Here is an 18,153-nt window from a genome sequence, read left to right as displayed (position 1 = left end):
TTGACAGGGGATTGCTCTAGGATGGCGAACTGACACGGGGGCTGGCTCTCTGCACTTGCAAACGGCTGGCTGAGATGAGGATTTCCTCGACCGAATGAACGTGAGTCCGGACAATGCCGGCGCACGGACGTCGCTCTTTTCCCGTGCCTTATATGCACGCCGATAAACGGTGTGCACAGTGGAAAGGCACAAATCATGGCATCAACAAAACGAGCAACTGTCGTCTCCAAACCGAATCTTCGGTGGCGCGTCGTCGACATCGCTGTCGCTTCGGTCATCGGAGTGGTCAGCACCTTCGTCTATTGGGCTGCGGCCTTGCTGTATGGCCCGATCGGTTCTCCTCTGGACGCTCTGGTTCCGGGTCTCGGCGGTCTGATGAACGGGCTTTGGCTGTTCGCGGGACCTCTTGCGGCAGTAATCGTTCGTAAACCGGGTGCTGCGACTTACGCTGAAGTTGTCGCCGGCGTGCTCGAATCGTTGCTCGGCAACAGTTGGGGCGGCATGGAGACGTTCCTTATCGCGTTGGTGCAGGGGCTTTGCGCCGAAATTGTCTTCCTTTGCGTCGCCTACAAGGTCTGGAACCTGCTCACGATGACCCTTTCGGGAGCGGTTTCCGCTGTCGGCTGTTGGGCCTATACCTTCTTCACCCACTTGCAGGGTTTTAAGATGACCGGCGCTTACGGCATGTGGTATTTGGTTGCTACGGTGATTTCCGGCGCATTGGTCGCAGGCGTATTGGTGTGGTATCTCTACATAGCCATCGCCAAAACCGGTGCCATTGACAAATTCGCTTCCGGCCGTCAGGTTCGGCTCGCTTCCAAGTGAGCGGTATCAGGTAGAATTTCAGACATCGATGGGGGAGCACATGCAAGGTAAACAAGCGAAGGCAGCCGTTAGCCGAAAAGGCGATGGTTCGCTTCAGCATGCCGTGGATGCCGATAGTGCCATTGATCAAGCTGCTTTGCAAGATAGAAAACACGTTGATGGCAAATCTTCCACCAAGGTGCAGCCAGCTTCAGTCAGTTTTAAAAAATGGGGCTATCGACACGCTTCACGCCGTCATTTTGCCGTGCGAGGCTTGAACCTTGACATTCGCCCTGGCGAGCATGTGCTTCTTCTCGGCGCTTCCGGCATCGGCAAATCGACCATACTTGAGGGTGCTTCCGGTCTACTTGGTGGGGATACTACGGAAACCGCGAACCAAGCCGGCCAAAATGAAACGAATCAGGTTGTCGCAGTCGAGGATTCCGAAGGAGGCGTCACCGAGGGTGGTGTCTTCGTCGATGGCATACCGGCTGCCGCCGCCCATGGACGAGTCGGACTTGTGTTGCAGGACCCAGACGCGCAGACGATTTTCGAGCGTTTGGGCGATAACGTCGCCTTTGGTCCGGAAAACATGGGTGTGCCACGGCCTGAAATTTGGGAACGTGTAAAGCAAAGCCTTGCTGCAGTAGGACTTGAAGGATTGCAGTTGCATCGTTCCACCATGCATTTAAGTGGCGGGCAGATGCAGCGTCTTGCGTTGGCCGGTGCGCTGGCCATGCAGCCCGGGGCGTTGCTACTGGACGAGCCGACTGCCAACCTCGATCCGGAAGGGGTTGAGCAGGTTGTCGGCGCAGTATCTGAAGTGTTACATGATACAGAAGCGACTATGCTGCTGGTCGAGCATCGTGCCGGCCCGTGGATCGACCTTATCGACAGGGTCATTGTTCTGGGACTTGAATCTGAAGATCAGGTCAAAGCTCGTGTGACCCAAGTTGGAGATGATGTTGAAATCGACCACAGCGGGTTCCGCCGCACCATCGTGGTGGCAGACGGCACGCCGGACGAAGTGTTCGAGAATCGCGATTTGGATTTCGCGGCTCTCGGCATCTGGTTGCCGGACAAATATCGTCGTCAAGAAGACGAGATCCATCGCATCCATACCGATGACGAGCCTGCCAGCGACCCCGCGATCGGTGATGGCAAGACGTTGCTTTCTACCAACGATTTGGCCATCGGCCGTAACGGCAAAGCCATAGCCGAGCATATCAACTTGTCGTTTGCGGCCGAGCAGATCACGGCCTTGGTGGGTCGCAACGGTGTCGGTAAATCCACGCTTTCGCTGACATTGGCGGGGTTGCTGGAGCCGGTGGCAGGCAGTGTCGAAGCTTCGCCTGAACTGACGGAAGGCGCAAGCGGCAATTCGCCGATGGATTGGAAATCGACGGAACTGGCGGCGCGCATCTCCTACGTTTTTCAGAACCCTGAGCACCAGTTCGCGCGGGGTAGCGTCCTCGAGGAAGTCATGCTGGGACCAATGCGCACGGGTGCTCCAGAGGATGAGGCTAAAGAAAAGGCCATGGCACTGTTGCGGCGGTTCAGACTTTCACAGTATGCCTCGGTCAATCCATATACGCTTTCCGGAGGTGAGAAGCGTCGCCTTACCGTCGCCGCCTCGCTTGCGGCTGCACCTCGCGTGATTATCCTTGACGAGCCGACGTTCGGGCAGGACCGGCGCACATGGATGCAGATCGTCTCGCTGATTCATTCCCTGCGCGGCGATGGCGTCAGCGTCATTGTGGTGACACATGATCGTGATTTGGTCACGGCTCTTGACGCCCGTGTCATCGAATTGCAAGCGCGGGGGGACACTGAGGGTGTTCCTTCGATGCACGTGTCCGAAAATAGTGAGTTAACGCAACCAGAAGACGACGTAGCACCTTCGGATTCTGAAATCACCGTGACACCGGTCAATGAACGAGACGAAAAAGAACGTCAGTCCAGTCGTTCGCCGTTTTTGGCTTCGCTCAACCCGACGTTCAGAATGCTAGGTGGGTTTATCGCCGCATTGCCGTTGATTTTCAGCCTTGATTGGGTTTCGGCCAGTGTCGCGTTGCTTATCGAGTTCATTTTGCTCTCTTGCATCGGCCTGTCGCCGTGGCGTGTAATCAAATCGACTTGGCCGGTCTTTATCGGTGCCCCCGGTTCGGCGCTCGCCGTCCTGCTCTACGGCAAGGAGGGAGGCCGAATCTGGTGGCATTGGGCGATGATTACCGTCACTGACCGTTCGGCGGTGCTGGCGCTCGCCACGGGCATTCGTATTCTTGCCGTCGGTATTCCCGCCATTATCGCGGTTCTTGGCGTCGAAACCACGGACTTGGCGGATTCCTTCAGCCAGATCCTTCATCTGCCTGACCGATTCGTATACGGTGGCCTCGCGGGTATGCGCCTCTTCTCTGTGCTGCGTGACGATTGGGCTGCGCTTACCGCCTCCCGCCGTTCGCGAGGTCTTGGCGACGAAAACAAGGTCAAGGCGTTCTTCCCACAGACCTTCGCCTTACTGGTGCTCTCCATCCGCCGTTCCACCACGCTCGCCACCGCCATGGAAGCCCGAGGTTTCGGCGGCGACACCCCACGCACCCATGCCCGTGTCAGCCATGTCCATCCCCGGGATTGGGCCTTCGTCATCGTGTGTGCCGCAGTCCCCATGATCTCGCTAATAGCCTCCGCCTTCGCCGGTACCTTCACCTTCTTCGGCGGTTGAGTTTTACCAGCGGATGCTTATTCGTTTGGATTGAAATCGATTATCCAATATGATTAGGTTGTCATTTTTCTTATTGGTGGATACAAGTGAATAAAAAGGAAGGACATCAATAAAGATTGATGGCAATGACCGCGCGTAAAGTGTAGCTATGCCTTTTAATCAGCACATTATTGATAATCCCAAATCCGATCGCGTGCGGCGCGTGGCGGAGCTGGAAAAGAACAAAGCCCGCAAAAAGGCCGGGAGGTTCCTGATCGAGGGGCCGCAGTCCGTGCGCGAAATCGTGCAGTGGATGCCGGAAGTGGTCGAGGATTGCTACGTCGAGATGGGCGAGCGGCAGGATGGGCTGCTTTCATCGGTTGTCGGTGACATCGCGAAGAAAGCAGATGAGTGTGGGCTTTACATTCATCAGATCACCGGTGATGTGATGCATCGTATGAGTACGGACTCGCAAGGCATCGTCGCCGTCGGCGATTTGCAAGCCATGCAGCATCAGATGTCGAATGAATTTGAGGATTCCTCCGCCATTGTCACTCATAGAGATAAGACGGTCGCTGCATTCTGGCAGATCCGTGACCCAGGAAATGCCGGAACCGTGATTCGTTCGGCCGATGCCGCCGGATGCCATGCGGTTATTTTCGTGGACGATTGCGTCGACCGGTTCAATCCGAAGGTCATCCGATCCACAGCTGGTTCCTTGTTCCATTTGCCCGTGGTCACCATGAGCACCGAGGAATTCTTTGCATGGTCCAAAGAGCACAATCGTGAAATCATGGCAGCGGATGTCTACGGTACGCAAAAGGTCAAGCCGGAATCGTTGATTGACGTGGTGAAAGAATATCAGGAGCCTGAAAACAGCCGAAAAGGCGGCAATTCTTCTCAAACGATTCTGTTCGGCAATGAGGCTCGCGGATTGCCGGCCGATGTGCTGGAACGTGTGCAGCGCATCGTGTCCATTCCATTGTATGGCAAGGCTGAATCACTGAATCTCGCCACGAGCACTTCGGTGATGCTTTTTACGTTGGCGATGGCACGGGACGCTGCGCAACGTCGGTAAAACGGGTTTCTTCATCACACAGAAATAAGTGCAAACGGGCACAATGCTATGTCGAGTCATATTGAAACAATGAAAAGGCTGTAAACGCTTGGGATTCATGACTTTTGCGCATGTGATTCCGCGACGTTTCAAGGTTTGCAAAAACTTAAAGGAAAGGGTACTCGTGGCACAGAGTGCGTCATTCGATGCAGGAGCGGTGACCGATGCGGTCGCCGAGGGCATCTCGAAAATCAAAAGTGCCTCCACCATGGAGGAGCTCAAAGCCATCAAGACGGAGTACGCCGGGGCTGAGTCAGCGATGACCCAAGCCAGCCGTGCCATCGGAGGGCTTCCCGCAGACGAGAAGAAGGGCGCCGGCCAGCTCATGGGTAAGCTACGCGCCGATTTCGGACGTGCGTTTGGGCTGAAGGAAGCAGAAGTTAAGGCCGAAGAAGAGACCCGCCAGCTCGCCTCCGAGACGGTCGACATGACGTTGCCCGTCAACCGTAAGCCGCTGGGTGCCCGTCATCCTCTGCCCAAGCTCATGGAGGACGTCGAAGACCTCTTTATCTCCATGGGCTGGCAGATTTCCGCCGGTCCCGAAGTGGAAACCGAATGGTACGACTTCGACGCGCTGAACTTTGGCCCCGATCATCCGGCCCGCCAGATGCAGGACACCTTCTACGTCAAGGGAAATCAGGCCAAAGACGCCGCCGGATTCGTCGGAAGCAACATGGTTCTGCGCACGCAGACCTCATCCGATCAGGTGCGCGCGCTCTTGACCCGCGGTGTGCCGCTGTATATCGCTTCCCCCGGTCGCGTGTTCCGCACCGATGAACTCGATGCCACCCATACGCCTGTCTTCCACCAGTGCGAGGCGCTGGCCGTCGACAAGGGTCTGACAATGGGCGACCTCAAGGGCGTGCTCGACAAGCTGGCCGTCTCGATGTTCGGTCCGGAGGCCAAGAGCCGCCTACGCCCGAGCTACTTCCCGTTCACTGAGCCCAGCGCCGAGCTTGATCTCTGGTTCCCTGATAAGAAGGGCGGTCCAGGCTGGATCGAGTGGGGCGGCTGCGGCATGGTCAACCCGAACGTGCTGCGTTCGGCAGGCCTCGACCCGAACGTCTATACCGGCTTCGCGTTCGGTGTGGGCATGGAGCGCACGCTCTTGCTGCGCCACGATATCAACGACATGCACGACCTCGTCGAAGGCGACGTGCGTTTCAGCAAACAGTTTGTGATGGGGGAGTGAACCAACAATGCCAATGGTAGATATTGACTGGCTTAAGGAACACGTCGAGGTTCCGGCCGGTCTCACGTATGAACAGCTTGCCAAGGATCTGGTTCACGTCGGCCTTGAGGAAGAGGAGATTCATTCCTCGCAGGTCACCGGGCCGATCGTGGTCGGCTATGTGGTCGACTGCACGCCCGAACCACAGAAGAACGGCAAGGTCATCAACTGGTGCCACGTCGACGTGGGCGAACAGTATAACGACACCGACGAAAACGGCAACAAGGTACCTCGCGGCATCATCTGCGGTGCGCCGAACATGGCGGCCGGCGAAAAGGTCGTCGTCACCATTCCGGGAGCAGTATTGCCCGGCGATTTCAAGATTGAACCGCGCAAGACCTACGGTCACATCTCCAACGGCATGTGCGCCTCGGAACGTGAACTTGGCTTGGGTAGCGATCACAGCGGCATCATCCTCTTGAACCATTACGGATTCAGCAAGGAGGAGGCCGATGCGCTGAAGCCCGGCGACGACGTGATGCATCTGCTGCATCTCGACCAGCCGGTTCTGGAGATCAACATCACCCCTGATCGCGGTTATACGCTTTCCTACCGTGGTGTGGCGCGCGAATACCACCATTCCACTGGTGCAACCTACACCGATCCGGTTGACGCACTCAATGCCGAGACTCCGAAGGTCGCGGAAAATGGCAAGGGCGATATCGAAGTTGAGATTGAAGACAACAACCCGATTCACGGCGTGCCTGGTTGCGACCGCTACTATGCCCGTATCGTGCGCAACTTCGACCCGTCGGCGGAAACTCCGAGCTGGATGCGTCGTCGTCTGATCCGTGCCGGCATGCGTTCGATTTCGCTGGCTGTGGACGTCACCAACTACGTCATGATGGATTTGGGCCAGCCGATGCACGCCTACGACCTAGACAAGATCTGCGGGCCGATTGTCGTCCGCCGCGCCAACAAGGGTGAGACGCTGACGACGCTTGACGGCAAGAAGCACGATCTGAGCGTCGAGGATCTACTCATCACCGATTCGCCCGACGGTAAGCGCGGTTCCCGCATTCTTGGCCTCGCCGGCGTCATGGGCGGTCTTTACGGCGAAGTCACTGCCGACACCAAGAACATCCTTCTGGAATCCGCGCATTTCGACCAGGTGACCATCGCCCGTTCTGCACGTCGTCACAAGACCCCGTCCGAGGCCTCCAAGCGTTACGAGCGCGGCGTGGATTATGCGTTGCAACCGGCGGCCGCTCAAATGGCTGCCGATCTGATGGCCAAGTACGGCCATGGCGAACCTTCCCACACCCCGATCGATGTCAACAACACGCAGCCCCGTGAGGCCATCGATTTCAAGTTCACCGAGACCAAGCGCCTCACCGGGCTTGATACTTCCGACCAGCGTATCCGCGAGATTCTCGAGGACATCGGCTGCAAGGTCAGCGACGGCAAGGAAGACGGCCATATCTCCGTGGTTCCTCCGACCTGGCGTCCGGATCTCACCATGCCTTGTGATCTGGTCGAGGAAATCGCGCGTCTCGTCGGTTACGACGAGATTCCGGTCATCATGCCACCTGCCCCGGTCGAAGGCGAAGTCGGGCTGACACCCGACCAACAGCGCCAACGTGACGTGGCCAACGAATTGGCCGAATACGGTCTGGTTGAGACGCTGAGCTATCCGTTTGTCGGCGATGCCGACTTCAAGGCATTCGGCTACGATTCTGACGAAATCAAGCCGGTGAGCGTCGAGGTCGCCAACCCGTTGGCCGGTGACCGGCCATATCTGCGTCGCGAAGTTCTGCCGACGCTTGCACAGACCGTTCAGCGCAACCTGCGTCGTGGTCTCGAGAACATCTCGCTCTACGAAATCGGCCACGTCTATCTCTGGGATCCGAACGCTCCCGCCATTCCGGCTTTGCCCGGTGGCCAGCGTCCGAGCGACGATCAGCTCAAGGCGCTCGATGCCGGTCTGCCCGAGCAGCCGCTGCATGTCGCCGCAATCCTGACTGGCAAGGCCGTTGAAACCGGTTGGCTGGGCGAAAGCCACGATGTCGATTACAGCGATGCTGTGGAAGCAATGAACCGTGTTGCCGACCGTCTCGGTGCCAAGGTTTCGATTGTCCAGCCGGAACCGCAGGATGTGCCGATGCAATGGCATCCGGGTCGCGCCGCCAAGGTCATGGCTGGCGATACGTATGTCGGCATGGTCGGCGAGCTGCATCCGCATGTCAATGCCGCGCTCGGTTTCCCGGAGCATTCCGCTGCATTCGAATTGAATCTGACCGCGCTCTTCGACACATTGAGTGGCAAGCCAGTGCAGGCCAAGCCGATCTCAACCTTCCCGCCGGTCAAGCAGGATCTCGCCTTTACGGTTCCCGATACGGTCACCGCCGCGCAATTGCAGCAGGTCATCGAAGAGGCCGCGGGCGACAATCTCGAGTCCATCGAGCTCTTCGATGTCTTCTCCGGTGACCAGCTGGGCGAGCATCAGAAGTCCTTGGCCTACTCGGTGACATTCCGCTCTCCGGATAAGACGCTGACCAGCGACGACACGGAGGCCATCCGCAAGGCTATTGTCGATAAAGCAGAGACGATAGGTGCGCAGTTGCGTGCCTGATATTCGTTTCCAAGACGTCTTGGAAACGAAATGATGCGGAGTCTGCGCACTCAATAGGTTCGCAGGCTCCGTCAATATCTACCTGATTTTGGAGTGCATCATGAATGAATCTCAAAACCCGTTCAAGGCGAACGGCACGGATCGCCAGGATCCACCGGCCAATGCCGCTCCTATGGGTCAGGTTCCGGACCATCCATCACCTGAGGATTCGCAAGTCACGCCGGGTACGAATGCGGGTACGGATGTTTCGAATGTGGTTCCCGCTTCCGGCGATACGAAGCCGGATCAACCGCAATACGGACAGATGAAAGTCCCCGAGTACGGGGCGATGGCCAGCCAATTTCCTCCGCAATATAATCCCTATGTCTATGGCAAGCCCGAGAAGAAGCCCCAAAGCCAGAATCAACCCAGCAACCAGATGAATGTTCAGAGCGGTCAGGGCAACCCGCAAATGGGTAGTGGCTATGGCAACGGCATGGAAGGCTACCAAGGCGATCGAGAAAATGCTCCCTATGGCGGTCCGGTTCAGATGCCGGGAGGCTATGGCAGCAATCCGAACAATTTCTATGGGCAGTCGTACAACAGCCCTCAGCCATACAACAATGGTCCGGTTCTGTCGGGTGGCCCGGGAACTCCTGGATACCAGCCGGATATGCACAACGGCGTCGACATGAATGACCCCGTACAAAACCCGTACAAGGGGCATTGGGATCCCATGGCGATTGCCTCGGTCATTCTTATGTTCCTTCCGATTACCTTCCTTCCGGCCATCACCGGCGCCCTTTCGATGTGGCGTACCAGAAAATACCATATGAAAGGCTTCTGGGTGGCCACCATATGCATGGTACTTGGTGTCATCGCTACGGTCTTTGAATTCTGGCTGATTTACAAGGGCATCAACGTCAACGATCTCTCGCAGCAGCTGCTAAATCAATATGGTTCTGGCTCAGGCGGTTCCGGTAACGATGGTTCCGTAAGCGCCTAAATCTTGGGGCATGTTATTTACGGTTGAGCCTTAACACATTCCTGGCTTTGCAAAGTCCTTGTTCACGAGAGTGACCGAGGACTTTTATATATTTATATACGGGTTTTATACATCGAGCAAATGATATGTCTAGTGGCTCCAATTCCGCTGGGCAAGGAGCCTTGACAGATATACGTTTAATCAGAGTTTGTTGAAAGCGATAAATTGTAATAAACTGTGTCCACTATTCGGATGAATAACTATGCGCAAGAGTGAATATATGTAGTCTGAGCTTCATCTTCAAGAAAGGTGAAGCCGATGAGCAAATACACGGTGGCGGTGGCCGGTGCCAGCGGATATGCGGGAGGGGAGATGCTGCGCATACTCGCGGCACATCCTGCGTTCGAAGTGACCACAGTGACCGGCGATTCTTCGGCCGGAAGCAAGCTTGGCAGGCATATGCTGCATATCCCGTCGCTAAAGGATATGGTCATCCAACCTACCACGCCTGAAGCGCTCAACGGGCACGACGTCATCGTTCTTGCCTTGCCGCATGGGGTATCGGGAGCCTTGGCAGAAAAGCTTCATGCCAATTGTGCAATCGTTGATTTGGGAGCCGACCATAGGCTTGAATCAAGCGAGGCGTGGGCGCAGTACTATGGCGGCGATTTCCATCAGCCGTGGGTCTATGGCATGCCTGAGCTGATTGTCGGCAAAGGTGCCGATGGCGGATACCGGCGCCAACGTGAAAAATTGCAAAGTGCGTCGTTGATCGCGGGTCCAGGATGCAATGTCACTGCGGTCACCCTCGCGTTCCAACCGGCTTTGGCTGCGGGGCTTGTGCAACCCGATGACATTGTGACGGATCTCGCTGTCGGATATTCGGGGGCTGGAAAGAATCTCAAACGTCCGAATCTGTTGGCTGCCGAAGCGCTCGGCTCGGCCACGCCGTATTCGGTAGGTGGCGTTCATCGGCATATTCCGGAGATTGTGCAGAATCTCAAGCAAGCAGCAGCAGCGCTTTCAAATGATGACCGTAACGGTTTGGGCTTTGCTGATCAGTCTCATGGTGATATCGTCGTCGGTTTTACTCCGATACTGGTGCCGATGGCCCGTGGAATCTTGGCTGTGGTTTCGGCCAAGCTGAGCGACAAAGGCGAAGCGATGAGCGACGAAAGCATTCGTGGGATTTTTGCCGAAGTCTATCAAGGCCAGCGATTTATCGAGTTGCTTGATGCTGCTGAAATGCCGGCTACCACGAACGTATTGGGGTCAAATGAGGCGCAAGTGCAGGTCGCAGTCGACAGAAACGCCAAGCGTCTCTATGGATTTGCTGCCATCGACAACCTGAACCGCGGTACGGCCGGACAGGCGGTGCAATCTTTGAACATCGCGCTGGGGCTTCCGGAAGAACAAGGACTGACAACGATAGGAGTGGCACCATGAGCGTGACATTTGCAAAAGGTTTTTCCGCAGCCGGCGTCAATGCCGGAATCTCGGCTAACAAGACCAAAAGCGACTTGGCATTGGTCGTCAACAATGGGCCGCTTGATGCCGCTGTCGGCGTGTTCACTGCGAATCGTTTCTGTGCGGCTCCGGTGCAATGGTCTCATAAGGCAGTTTCCGATGGGCACATCAAAGCGGTAATTCTCAATTCGGGTGGGGCCAACGCCTGTACCGGCAAGGCCGGGCTGAAACAGAGCGAGGCGACGGCAGTCAAGGTCGCCGAACTGCTTGATGGCAAAAACCCGGTCACCGCCGATAATATCGCGGTATGTTCAACGGGTCTTATCGGCGAATTATTGCCTTTGGATAATGTGCTGGCCGGCGTTGACAAAGCGGCTTCGACGCTAAGTGACACTGAACAAGCCGGTATCGATGCGGCCACAGCCATCATGACCACCGATACCAAACCGAAAACCGTGAAACTGGAAGGTACCGGTTATCGTGTGGGTGGCATGGTCAAGGGGTCGGGAATGATTGCGCCTCAGCTGGCTACGATGCTATGTGTGATAACCACCGACGCCATGGTTGATGTTGCTCAATTGCAAGAGGTTCTCGCCGATGCGACCGACAAATCGTTCAATCGCATCGACGTGGACGGTTGTATGTCCACCAATGATACGGTGTTGCTGCTCGCTTCCGGGGCTTCCGGCGTCACACCTGAGCCGCACGAATTTGCAGGGTTGATCCATGATGCTTGTGCCAGCTTGGCGCGTCAGATTATCAGTGACGGTGAGGGCTCAAGCCACGATATCAAAGTGACGGTAAGCGGAGCGGAAACCGAAGACGCTGCACTGGCCTGCGCCTGTGCTGTAGCCGGTTCGAACCTGCTGAAATGCGCCATTTACGGCAACGATCCGAACTGGGGTCGTATCGTCAGTTCCTTGGGTACGGTTCCGGTGGGCGTGGCGGCTTACAATCCGCAAGAAGTCACCGTCGATATCAATGGCGTGCGTGTCTGCGAGCACGGCGGTGCCGGCGTTGACCGTTCTGAAGTCAAGATGGAGGCCCGAGAGGTTGATATCGATATCGATCTCAACCACGGCGCCGAAACCGCAACGGTATGGACCGACGACTTGACCCACGAATACGTGCATATCAACGCGGACTACGAATCCTGAGATTCAAAGGAATCGGAGAACCCGTTCAATGACTTTCCAGATATATATGAATAATCATCAATGCAAGATATGCAATGAGCAGAACGCGGATAGCACGACGTGATTGAAGGACAAAGATGGCGATAGATAAAGCCAAACAATCGAAGCAACCGGTGAAACCGATCGACGAAGAAACGACGAAAGCTGGAGAAGATGCATTCGACGTTCACCATGACCTGAAGGACGAACAGAAATCGGAAGTACTGATCGAGGCCCTTCCGTGGCTGGAGGAATTCGCCGGCCAGCGCATCGTCGTCAAATACGGCGGCAACGCCATGGTCGACGAGCATCTGAAACGCTGCTTTGCCGAAGATATGGTCTTTCTGCGGCAGGTCGGCATGCATCCGATTGTGGTTCACGGTGGCGGCCCGCAGATTTCGTGTATGCTCAACGAGCTTGGCATCCATTCGGAATTCAAAGCCGGGCTCCGTGTTACTACGCCGGAAATCATGAAGGTGGTGCGGATGATTCTCACCGGTTCAGTTTCGCGCGAACTGATCGGGCTTATCAACGCTCATGGTCCGCATGCTGTTGGACTTTCCGGAGAGGACGGTTCGTTGTTTGGCGCCAAACGGTATCGCCCGGTTATCGACGGGGTGGAAACCGACATCGGATTGGTGGGTGAGGTCACCGAAGTCGATCCTTCAGCTGTGGAAAGCCTTATCGAACAGAACCGTATTCCCGTGGTCTCGTCGATTGCACCGAATGCGGATGACTCCACCGAAGTTTTCAATGTGAATGCGGATTCCGCGGCAGCCGCTCTCGCGGTGGCGCTACATGCCCGAAAGCTCGTTATTCTAACTGACGTGGATGGGCTCTATGCCGATTGGCCCGACAAGAACTCTCTCATCAGTTCCATCGGTGTCGACCGTTTGCGTGAGGCTCTTCCAAAGCTGCAAAGCGGCATGGTGCCGAAAATGCGTGCCTGCGTGCGAGCACTGGACGGAGGAGTGCCACGCGCGCATATCATCGACGGCCGCCAGCCGCATTCCATTTTGAACGAGGTCTTCACCAGCGCCGGCATCGGTACCATGATTGTGCCCGGCGATGGCATGAAGCTGCGACGAAAGTAAAAGAAACATTACGAACAGGTAGTTAGCAAATAAAAACGTAGAAAGTGGGAATGTAATGAACAACGACGAAGAAATAACTGCCATAGGTCCTGAAAGCGAGCAATGGATCTCACAATACGAAAACGTGTATACCCACGCTTTCGGTACGCCCCTTCGTGTCATGGATCACGGCAAAGGTATGCGCGTCTGGGACGTGGACGGCAACGAATACCTTGATTTTCTTGCAGGTATAGCCGTTAATTCTTTGGGCTATGCACATCCCAAATGGGTCAAAGCGGTCAGTGAACAGGCCGGGAAAATCGCGCATATCAGCAATTATTTCGCCTCAGTCCCACAGATAAAGCTGGCCGAAAAGTTGCTGGAGATTGCTGGCGCTCCCGAAGGATCGCGGGTTTATTTCGGCAATTCCGGGGCCGAAGGCAACGAAGCCGCCATGAAGATGGCGAAGCTCTATGGAAAGACCCTTCCCGGTGGCGATCCCGATCACGGCGGAGCTCCGGCTCGAATCCTCGCTCTGGCCAAAGGATTCCACGGACGTACGATGGGCGCTCTAAGTGCGACTTGGAAACTTTCCATCCGTGAGCCTTACAACCCGCTGATTCCGGCGGTTCAATTCGTCGAGACTGGAGATCTGGATGAGATGCAGGCTGCCTTCGATCAGACCGGCAAGAACGGCGTCGGCCCGGTGGCTGGTGTCATGCTCGAACTGATTCAGGGCGAGGCCGGCGTACGTCCGCTCGACCCGGCATACGTCAAAGGCGTCCGCGAACTCTGCAATCAAAACCATGCGCTGATGATCATCGACGAGGTGCAGACCGGCATCGGACGCACCGGCAAATGGTTCGCTTTCCAGCGTGAGGACCTTTCTGGTGGTATCATCCCGGACATCATCACCTTTGCCAAAGGGGTGGCAGGCGGTTTCCCGATGGGTGGCATGATTGCGTTCGGAGGGCCGTTGGCCTCGCTTTTCTCGCCGGGACTCCACGGTTCAACCTTTGCCGGCGGCCCGCTAGCGACTACGGCTGGATTGACTACCTTGCAGGTCATCGAGGATGACGGGCTGGTGGCCAATGCCGAGGCCCGTGGCAGGCAGTTGCGTGAGGCCATTGCGTCTTGTGGCAATCCGCTGCTCGTTTCCATTCGTGGACGTGGATTGCTCAACGCCATCCAACTTTCGCATCCTTGTTCGCACGCCGCCATGAACTGGGCGCTCGACCGCGGGTTGATCACCAATGCTGTTGCCCCAGACGCCTTGCGTCTTGCACCGCCATTGATTGTCGGCAGCGACGATGTGAATCAGGCCGTATCGATCCTTTCCAAGATGCCATTCGATTTGCCTGATGATTGAGTCTAATTCATGATTGCTTGTGAATTTCCGGGATATTTGTTTCGTTCGGAATCGCTTTATACGTCTTGACCGGATCTGCGATTCCAAAGGAATGCGACAAAATAGTTAGATTTAGATAATCTCTGTAGCATATATACCAATATGCGGATAGAATATTAATATTTTCAGTTTTATGCGGTATATTTTAATAGTCAAATCAGTAATAAGGAGATGGTTATGGCAGGTCAACTTCGGCACATGCTCCGCGATGATGACGTCAACCACGACGAGCAGAAGGAAATCCTGGAACTGGGTATGAAGTTCTGGAAAGACCGCTACTATCATCGTCCATTCGCCGGCCCACAGGGTGTTGCGGTGATTTTCGACAAACCCAGCACCCGTACACGTTCCAGTTTCTCGGTCGGTGTTGCCGAGCTCGGTGGCTATCCATTAGTCATTGACAAGTCCGGTTCCCAGCTTGGTCGTGGCGAACCTGTTGCCGATACGGCACGTGTGCTCACACGGATGACCAGCGCCATCGTATGGCGCACGTTCGGTCAGGATCGGGTGGAAACGATGGCGAAATATGCCACCGTTCCGGTCGTCAACGCCTTGACCGACCAGTTCCACCCTTGCCAGATTCTCGCCGATTTTCTGACTATCGCGCAACATCGTGGGGGAGTCGACGCCCTTGCCGGCCAGAGCATCGCCTATTTGGGCGATGCGGCCAACAATATGGCCAACTCTTATCTGCTTGGCGGTGCTACCGCAGGTATGAACGTGCGTGTGGCCGGTCCGCGGGGTTTCCTTCCGGAACCGCAGATTGTCGAGGATGCCGAGCGCATAGCAGCGCAGACCGGCGGTTCGATCTTGGTGACCACGGATCCGCGCGAAGCGGTGGCCGATGCTGACTGTATATTCACCGACACTTGGGTCTCGATGGGTGAGGAAAACGAATACGCTGTGCGTTCCAAGCCGTTCTGGGACTATCAGGTCAATGACGAGCTGATGAAGCTCGCCAAGCCCGACGCGCTGTTCCAGCATTGTCTGCCGGCGTACCGCGGCAAAGAGGTCACGGCGAGCGTCATTGACGGACCGCAATCGGTGGTATGGGACGAGGCCGAAAACAGGCTGCATGCGCAAAAGGCTTTGCTGACTTGGTTGATGGGAAAGCTTCTAGATGATAAGGAAATGCTGAAATGAACGATACTGAGGATAGCGACATTACCACCGACATCAATCGTGATTCGGCCGATTCTGCCGGAACTTCAAAAAACGGGAAAGAGCAGAATAACGAGGCCAAGCTCCAACATCCGACAAACAGGACGGCCCGCCTGAGCGTTATCCAGGAGATTCTCTCCAATTCGGTGGTCTCCTCACAGGGGCAGCTGCTCGAACTGCTTGCCGATCGCGGTATCGAGGTCACTCAGGCCACATTGAGTCGCGATCTCGATGAAATGAAGGCGGTCAAGACCCGCCTTAAAACCGGTGAAATGGCCTATACGCTGGGTGTCGAGCCTGAATTCGATGACGCAACCGCCGAAAAAATCGACCAGCAGCTTTCCCGCGGCCTTTCCGGACTGATCACCTCCGCAGCCGCTGCCCGTAATCTGGTGATTGTGCACACCCCTTCCGGAGCGGCACAATACATGGCCAGTGTCATTGACAAGCAGCCTATCGACGGAATCTTGGGAACGGTCGCAGGTGACGACACGGTGCTGCTGGTATGCAGCGATGACGAAGCGGCAGTGGGCCGGGTTCAATGGCTGCTTGATATCGTCTCACGAGGACAGCGTATTGGTGCTTGATTGATGTGGACGGCTGTCCTCTCATCTCTATCGTGCTGAAGATTCAACTTGAAGCTGAGATGTAATTCTTTTTGTGCGTTGAGTACTGATGCAGAGTTAATCAAAAATAGCTGTAAAATATGATTTTTCCTGCCGGCGAGTTTATTGCAGACATAATGATACGAAAGACAGCGTTTACGTGAATGTTGGCGAATGGTCCGGCAGCATTCCAAAACGTGGACATTTTATATTATTGAATTGAATATATATGCAAAAGCATGTATATATTACTGTATAAGAATTTGAAGAAAGGGTTGATATGAGCGATAAGAACCGCATTGTACTGGCGTATTCCGGAGGTCTCGACACCTCTGTGGCCATTCCGTATCTGAAGGAGCGCACCGGCAAGGATGTCGTCGCCGTCTCCCTGGATGTCGGTCAGGGCGGCGAAAGCCTCGAAACCATTCGTCAGCGTGCGCTGGCCTGCGGCGCTGTCGAGGCGTATGTCGTCGATGCACGCGAGGAGTTCGCCAAGGAATACTGCATGCTGGCGCTCAAAGCCAACGCCAAGTACGAAGGCGTCTATCCGCTGGTTTCCGCCATTTCCCGCCCGTTGATCTCCAAGCATCTGGTTCGTGCTGCCCACCAGTTCGGTGCCGACACCATCTCGCACGGCTGCACCGGCAAAGGCAATGACCAGGTGCGTTTCGAGGTGTCCATCGCCTCCATCGACCCGAATTTGAAGGCTATCAGCCCGATCCGCGACCTCTCTCTGACCCGTGACGTCGAGATCCAGTTCGCCAAGGACCACAAGCTGCCGATCACGCAGACCGAAAAGAGCCCGTACTCCATCGATCAGAACGTCTGGGGACGCGCCATCGAAACCGGCTTCCTCGAAGATCCTTGGAACGGCCCGACCAAGGACTGCTATACCTACACCGACGATCCGGCGTTCCCTCCGGTCGAGGATGAAGTCGTCATCGAATTCAAGCAAGGTGTGCCGGTCAAGATCGATGGCAAGGACGTCACCCCACTGCAGGCCATCGAAGAGATGAACCGCCGCGCCGGAGCCCAGGGCATCGGCCGTATCGACCTGATTGAAGACCGTCTGGTCGGCATCAAGTCTCGCGAGCTTTACGAAGCGCCGGGCGCTGTGGCACTTATCGCCGCGCACGAAGAACTTGAGAACTGCTGCCTCGAACGCGAGCAGCACCGCATCAAGCGTGACATCGACAAGCGCTGGGCCGAACTGGTCTACGACGCGCAATGGTTCTCGCCTGCGGTCCGTTCGCTCAACGCCTTCATCGAAGACACGCAGCGTTACGTTTCCGGCGAGATTCGCATGGTCATGCACGGGGGCCGCGCCGTCGTCACCGGCCGTCGCAGCGATTCCTCGCTCTATGACTACAAGCTCGCCACCTACGATTCCGGCGATACCTACGACCAGAACGCCTCCAACGGATTCATCTCGATCTACGGCCTGCCCGACAAGGTCGCCGCCGCTCGTGACGTAAAGTTCGGCAACGGCATCGAAGTCCCGGACAACTCCGTCGAATAATTATTTATTAGTTGCTAGACAGCTCGTAGGAACTGCCTAGCAATCCTTATATTTCAAGTCACTTACTGTGGCGGGAGGGGTTGGGATATACAATGCTCGACACGCTCCGGGCCGCTCAGGCCAAGTCTTTACGGTCGAGCATCGCATATCCCAACCCCCTCCTTTGACTTATGATGATGAATATTTTTGAAGATTGATAAACATTCGTGATTGAGGCCTGGGGATATGCGTTGTTACGGCGTAAGACACAGCCGACAAAATCGAAGATTTTGTTTTCACGCTCTAGCATCGCGCTCACCGTGCCTACAGTGAGTCCACTGGACTCACTGCTTAACGGCACAGCCAAGGAGCGTCCG

The 18,153-nt window shown here is 55.9% G+C and carries 13 protein-coding genes and 1 riboswitch; all 13 genes read left to right on the top strand.

Annotated elements, in window-relative coordinates; translation table 11 throughout:
• Nucleotides 1-24: 24 nt before the first annotated feature.
• Nucleotides 25-146, top strand: a riboswitch (TPP riboswitch).
• Between the two features lie 49 nt (nt 147-195).
• The 13 genes from PT279_RS05040 to PT279_RS04980 all read left to right on the top strand — a co-directional run bounded on the left by PT279_RS05040 (nt 196) and on the right by PT279_RS04980 (nt 17,797).
• Nucleotides 196-825, top strand: coding sequence for an ECF transporter S component (locus PT279_RS05040; protein ID WP_277166174.1), 630 nt, complete (start codon nt 196-198; stop codon nt 823-825).
• Between the two features lie 40 nt (nt 826-865).
• On the top strand, nt 866-3,526 hold the full coding sequence (locus PT279_RS05035; RefSeq protein ID WP_277166138.1) for an ATP-binding cassette domain-containing protein: 2,661 nt from the start codon (nt 866-868) through the stop codon (nt 3,524-3,526).
• Between the two features lie 148 nt (nt 3,527-3,674).
• Nucleotides 3,675-4,583 carry an RNA methyltransferase gene (locus PT279_RS05030; protein ID WP_277166136.1) on the top strand — a complete coding sequence of 303 codons (909 nt, stop codon included), beginning with the start codon at nt 3,675-3,677 and terminating at the stop codon, nt 4,581-4,583.
• A gap of 163 nt (nt 4,584-4,746) precedes the next feature.
• A complete protein-coding gene (gene pheS / locus PT279_RS05025; RefSeq protein WP_277166134.1) occupies nt 4,747-5,814 on the top strand; it encodes a phenylalanine--tRNA ligase subunit alpha in 1,068 nt (355 codons plus the stop codon).
• Nucleotides 5,815-5,821: 7 nt separating this feature from the next.
• A complete protein-coding gene (pheT, locus tag PT279_RS05020; RefSeq protein ID WP_277166132.1) occupies nt 5,822-8,425 on the top strand; it encodes a phenylalanine--tRNA ligase subunit beta in 2,604 nt (867 codons plus the stop codon).
• 100 nt (nt 8,426-8,525) lie between these two features.
• Nucleotides 8,526-9,410 carry a hypothetical protein gene (locus PT279_RS05015; protein WP_277166130.1) on the top strand — a complete coding sequence of 295 codons (885 nt, stop codon included), beginning with the start codon at nt 8,526-8,528 and terminating at the stop codon, nt 9,408-9,410.
• Nucleotides 9,411-9,707: 297 nt separating this feature from the next.
• Complete coding sequence (gene argC, locus PT279_RS05010; RefSeq protein ID WP_277166128.1) at nt 9,708-10,835, top strand: N-acetyl-gamma-glutamyl-phosphate reductase; 1,128 nt, start codon at nt 9,708-9,710, stop codon at nt 10,833-10,835.
• Entirely contained in the window at nt 10,832-12,013 is a 1,182-nt protein-coding gene (gene argJ, locus PT279_RS05005; protein ID WP_277166126.1) for a bifunctional glutamate N-acetyltransferase/amino-acid acetyltransferase ArgJ, read from the top strand. Before argC ends, argJ begins: the two co-directional genes overlap by 4 nt.
• Before the next feature lie 116 nt (nt 12,014-12,129).
• On the top strand, nt 12,130-13,125 hold the full coding sequence (argB, locus tag PT279_RS05000) for an acetylglutamate kinase (RefSeq protein ID WP_277166124.1): 996 nt from the start codon (nt 12,130-12,132) through the stop codon (nt 13,123-13,125).
• A 55-nt stretch (nt 13,126-13,180) separates the two neighbouring features.
• Complete coding sequence (locus tag PT279_RS04995) at nt 13,181-14,473, top strand: acetylornithine transaminase (RefSeq protein ID WP_277166121.1); 1,293 nt, start codon at nt 13,181-13,183, stop codon at nt 14,471-14,473.
• Between the two features lie 216 nt (nt 14,474-14,689).
• Nucleotides 14,690-15,655, top strand: a complete 966-nt coding sequence (argF, locus tag PT279_RS04990) for an ornithine carbamoyltransferase (RefSeq protein WP_277166119.1) — start codon at nt 14,690-14,692, stop codon at nt 15,653-15,655.
• A complete protein-coding gene (gene argR, locus PT279_RS04985; protein ID WP_277166117.1) occupies nt 15,652-16,260 on the top strand; it encodes an arginine repressor in 609 nt (202 codons plus the stop codon). The genes argF and argR overlap by 4 nt, the downstream gene beginning before the upstream one ends.
• 298 nt (nt 16,261-16,558) lie before the next feature.
• Entirely contained in the window at nt 16,559-17,797 is a 1,239-nt protein-coding gene (locus tag PT279_RS04980) for an argininosuccinate synthase (protein ID WP_277141636.1), read from the top strand.
• Nucleotides 17,798-18,153 lie beyond the last annotated feature (356 nt).

This window comes from Bifidobacterium sp. ESL0784 (genome assembly GCF_029433295.1).
In the GTDB taxonomy this organism is placed as follows: Bacteria; Actinomycetota; Actinomycetes; order Actinomycetales; family Bifidobacteriaceae; genus Bifidobacterium.
Note: the sequence above shows the minus strand (reverse complement) of the source record. Positions and strands in the feature narration are given on the sequence as shown.